The following is a 3650-nucleotide window of genomic DNA, read 5'->3' as shown; positions in this document are numbered from 1 at the left end:
ATGATCACCTCCCCATGGCGCTGCCCACCGCCAAGCAGGTGGCGCACTTCGAAACGTTGCCGCAATGGCCGCTGCGGCCGGCCCCGCTGGCCGGTGAGCACACCCGCGAAATCTGCCGAACCATCCTTGGGCCTGTCCGATGTCGAGATCGACGCCCTGGTCCGAGACGGCGTCTTGCAGCCTTCGGCCAACGATTCTGCGCCGGCCCGTCTCCCATCATCGGCTGCCGTCTGAATCACCGCTGCGAAACGTCTTGGCGCGCAAGCATGAACTGCCGTCACGAAGCCTGATCGATCAGGACTTCATTAGATCGCGGTGGATGATCTCCTTCATGATCTCGTTCGCGCCACCGTAGATTCGCTGAATGCGGGCATCTACGAAGGCCCGCGCAACCGGGTACTCTGCCATGTAGCCGTATCCACCGTGGAACTGGACACCGGCATCCACGACTCGGCCCTGCAACTCGGTGGCCCACAGCTTGGCCTTGGCCGCATCCACCGCCGACAGTGTGCCCTCGTTGTGCTCGCGTACTCACCGGTCGATGTATGCGCGCGACACCTCGATGGCGGTCTGCAGTTCGGCGAGTGTGAAGCCCACGCCCTGAAATTCACCGATGGGCTTGCCGAACGCGTGGCGCTCCTTCAGGTAATCGAGTGTCCAGCCCATGACCGCCTCAGCGGATACTTGAGCGGCAACACCGATGCCAGGACGCTCGAGCGGCAAACTCTGCATGAGGTATGCGAACCCTTGGCCACGCACACCAAGGAGGTTCTGCCTGGGCACGCGGACCTGGTCGAAGAACAACTCGGCGGTGTCCTGGGCATGCAGTCCGACCTTGTGCAGTTTCCGGCCGCGGGTGAACCCCGCCGTACCGTTCTCGACGACGAACAGACTAAAACCGCGCGAACCCAGCTCGGGGTCGGTCTTGGCGACGACGATGACGAGGTCAGCGAGTACGCCGCTGGTGATGAAGGTCTTGGCGCCGTTGAGGATCCAGTCGTCACCGTCGGGGACCGCGGTCGAAGGAATGCCGCGCAGATCGCTGCCCGCCCCTGGTTCGGTCATCGCGATCGCACCGATCGTCGCGCCGGTCACAAAACCCGGTAGCCAGCGACGTTTCTGCTCCTCAATTCCCGTGCCGCAGAAGATAATTTAGAACAATGTCGTCGTTGGTTGAAAACCCCGACTGCAGCGCCGATGCGCCCACGCGGGCGATCTCCGTCTGGATCACCACACGAAACCGGTAGTCGTTTTCGCCCGCACCTCCGTACTCCTCTGGGACGTTCAGACCCAGCAGGCCCTGCTAGCCCGCGAGCAGCCAGGTGTCACGGTCTATGTACTCCTCGGTGCCGTCGATTGGCGTTAGCAGCCTTGCTCGAGCGCCCTCTGCGTCTCGCGGCGGAAGACCTGATTGGCGACTTCGTTGCGGCCCAGCAGCATGCGACCAGCGGACGCGCTGGTCATGCCGACCTGGGAGTCCCGCAACAGCGGGAAGTCCTCCTGATGCAATACCGCAAGCAGGATCTCCCAGTTCTTCTCCCACCGGCGCGACCACTTCTCTTCGCTGAACCCGCTCATCTCGACCGGCGGAACGATCACGCGCATCTCCATGCGACACCTCCCCGGGTCGGTCGGATGCGGACGGAACGTCAACAACTGAAAGTGGTCGGGCTGCTTGAGCAGGGTGCTGTTGGGACCCACGAAGTGACTCTCGATGACGTACTCGGCGAGACTGCGGTCACCTGGATCCTCCTCGAGCCACCGATCGATCGACTTACGCAGCGACAAGAACCGGCAGTGTCGCCCGAAGTCCTCGAACACCAACACGTTCGTATGAACGTGCTTCGCCGCCGTGTTCGGGTGCGCGTATTGGATGTGATACCCGTCGAGGAAGGCGTCCTGCATGATCTTCCAGTTGACGGGCTCGTCGAAACCCTCTGCCTGAAAGGCGACGAGCTTGTCGAGATCGTGTGAGGCCATGATCTCGTCCATCTCGGCACCAAGCCACGTTGCGACGTCGATCTGGGCGTCGGCGTCGTCGACGACCCAGATGAAACCGTGCCGCTCCTCGGTGGGCAGTTCGATCAAGTTGTGGTCGGTCAGGTCGGCTTCTCCGAAGGTGTTGGCCCGGGTGATCGTCCGCAGCGTGCCATTGGTGTCATAGGACCACCGGTGGTAGGGGCAGGAGAACAATCGACAGCGACCCTTCTCTGCCGTTTCGAGCAGGGCGCCGCGGTGGCGGCACAGGTTGACCAGAGTCTTGACGCCGCCGTCGCGCTGGCGCACGACGATGACGTTGTTGCGCGGCATCTGCAAGGTGAAGAAGTCACCGGGACGCGGGATCTCCGAACCGTGCGCGACGATGGACGGAACCCGACCAAAGATGAGGTCGCGTTCCTTCTTGGCAATCGCCGGGTCGGTGAACTCCTGGGGCTCGAACGGCGTGACGTGCTCGAACTCATCGGTGGTGTCGTTGCGCAAGTGTTCCAGGGCCCGGCGAATGCGTGCTTCGCGGGCGGCTGCGACGTCGGTCATGATGAGTCCTCCGGTGTCATTTGGCCTGGTGCTCTCTCGACCGGCATCCGACAAGAGTACAAATCTAACCCAATAAGTTTTAAGTGTAAACCGCGACAGATACTCCAAAGCGATCGCCGGCGGATTGCCTGGTTAACCGTTACGCATTAGGTTTCAGAGGACGTAGCGCGATGAGGAGCCATCGACATGATCTCGTACCAGTGGTGCTCGACGTTGAACGCCGGCGACCGTGAGGAAGTGCTCGCGCTCGTGGCCGCCGCCGCCGAATTCGACGAGGAGGCCGGGTTTTCTCACATTCAGCCCGACGAGGTCGACACCGTGGGCCGAGAAGGGCTGCGCGTGTTTCACCTGCCGGTCAAGGCGCACCGCGATCTGAGTTTCAGGGATGACGCGCCGAAGGTCATCGTTTCCTACCTACGACTGCTCGTCGACGACGCAGGACTGGGCACCATCCAGTACGTCGTACACCCCGACTATCGGTCACGCGGACTCACCACGATGTTGGTCGAAGAACTCGGCCTCGACGTCGACGCCCGCAACGGCTGGGCAGACACCGGGGCACGGGCCTTGCGATGCTGGGCATACGGCACGCACCCGGCCTCCGAGCGGCTCACGCGGCGTTTCGGCATCAGTGCAGTGAGTCGGTTGTCCACGCTCATTCGCCACCTGTCCGGCCCGTTCGCAGACACGCTCGATCCCCGCGCCTACCCGACCGGTACGACAGCCTCACCGGCACGCCCCCCTGATGATCCCGACGCGTCGAAGCAGATCCAGGAAGTCCTGGGCGCCACGCCCCTTTCGGACGTGCGATACGAGCGACTGGAGAAAGACATCAGGGACGGAAAGGGTTGGGTGATCACTGCGGCGGACGACTCCGGCACGGCGGTCGGCTTCGTCTGCTACGACCCAGAGCCCTTCCCCCACATAGAACTCCGAGCCGCCGCGATCCGCGCACTGGTAATGGCCAGCCCCGGACATGGCGCCGGTCTGGGAACAGCGCTTCTCAGCGACGCACTTGAAGCTCTGCTGAAGGAGGGCGCCCAGGTGGCAGTCATACGCATCGACCCGGATGACGAAGGCGCAGCGAGAATCGTCCGGCGGCTGTCCTTCGAGCA

General features: G+C 63.0%; 3 protein-coding genes and 1 pseudogene. 1 reads left to right on the top strand and 3 read right to left on the bottom strand.

The window, feature by feature from the left end:
- The 3 genes and pseudogenes from WAN02_RS00325 to WAN02_RS00315 all read right to left on the bottom strand — a co-directional run.
- A partial coding sequence (locus WAN02_RS00325) for a hypothetical protein (protein WP_422261718.1) occupies nt 1-239 on the bottom strand: 239 nt, incomplete at its 3' end.
- A gap of 55 nt (nt 240-294) precedes the next feature.
- Nucleotides 295-1345: pseudogene (locus tag WAN02_RS00320) on the bottom strand (acyl-CoA dehydrogenase family protein); the annotation flags it as partial.
- 17 nt (nt 1346-1362) lie between these two features.
- Nucleotides 1363-2535 (bottom strand): aromatic ring-hydroxylating oxygenase subunit alpha, encoded by a 1173-nt coding sequence (locus WAN02_RS00315; protein ID WP_422261716.1) that lies wholly within the window; start codon nt 2533-2535, stop codon nt 1363-1365.
- 186 nt (nt 2536-2721) lie between these two features.
- Here WAN02_RS00315 and WAN02_RS00310 point away from each other — a divergent pair.
- Nucleotides 2722-3650, top strand: a 929-nt coding sequence (locus WAN02_RS00310) for a GNAT family N-acetyltransferase (protein ID WP_422261714.1), incomplete at its 3' end; no start/stop codon positions are given.

It is taken from the genome of Mycobacterium sp., assembly GCF_049281135.1.
Classification (GTDB): domain Bacteria; phylum Actinomycetota; class Actinomycetes; order Mycobacteriales; family Mycobacteriaceae; genus Mycobacterium.
The sequence above is the reverse complement of the archived record's forward strand: the minus strand, read 5'-3'. Positions and strand labels throughout refer to the sequence as shown.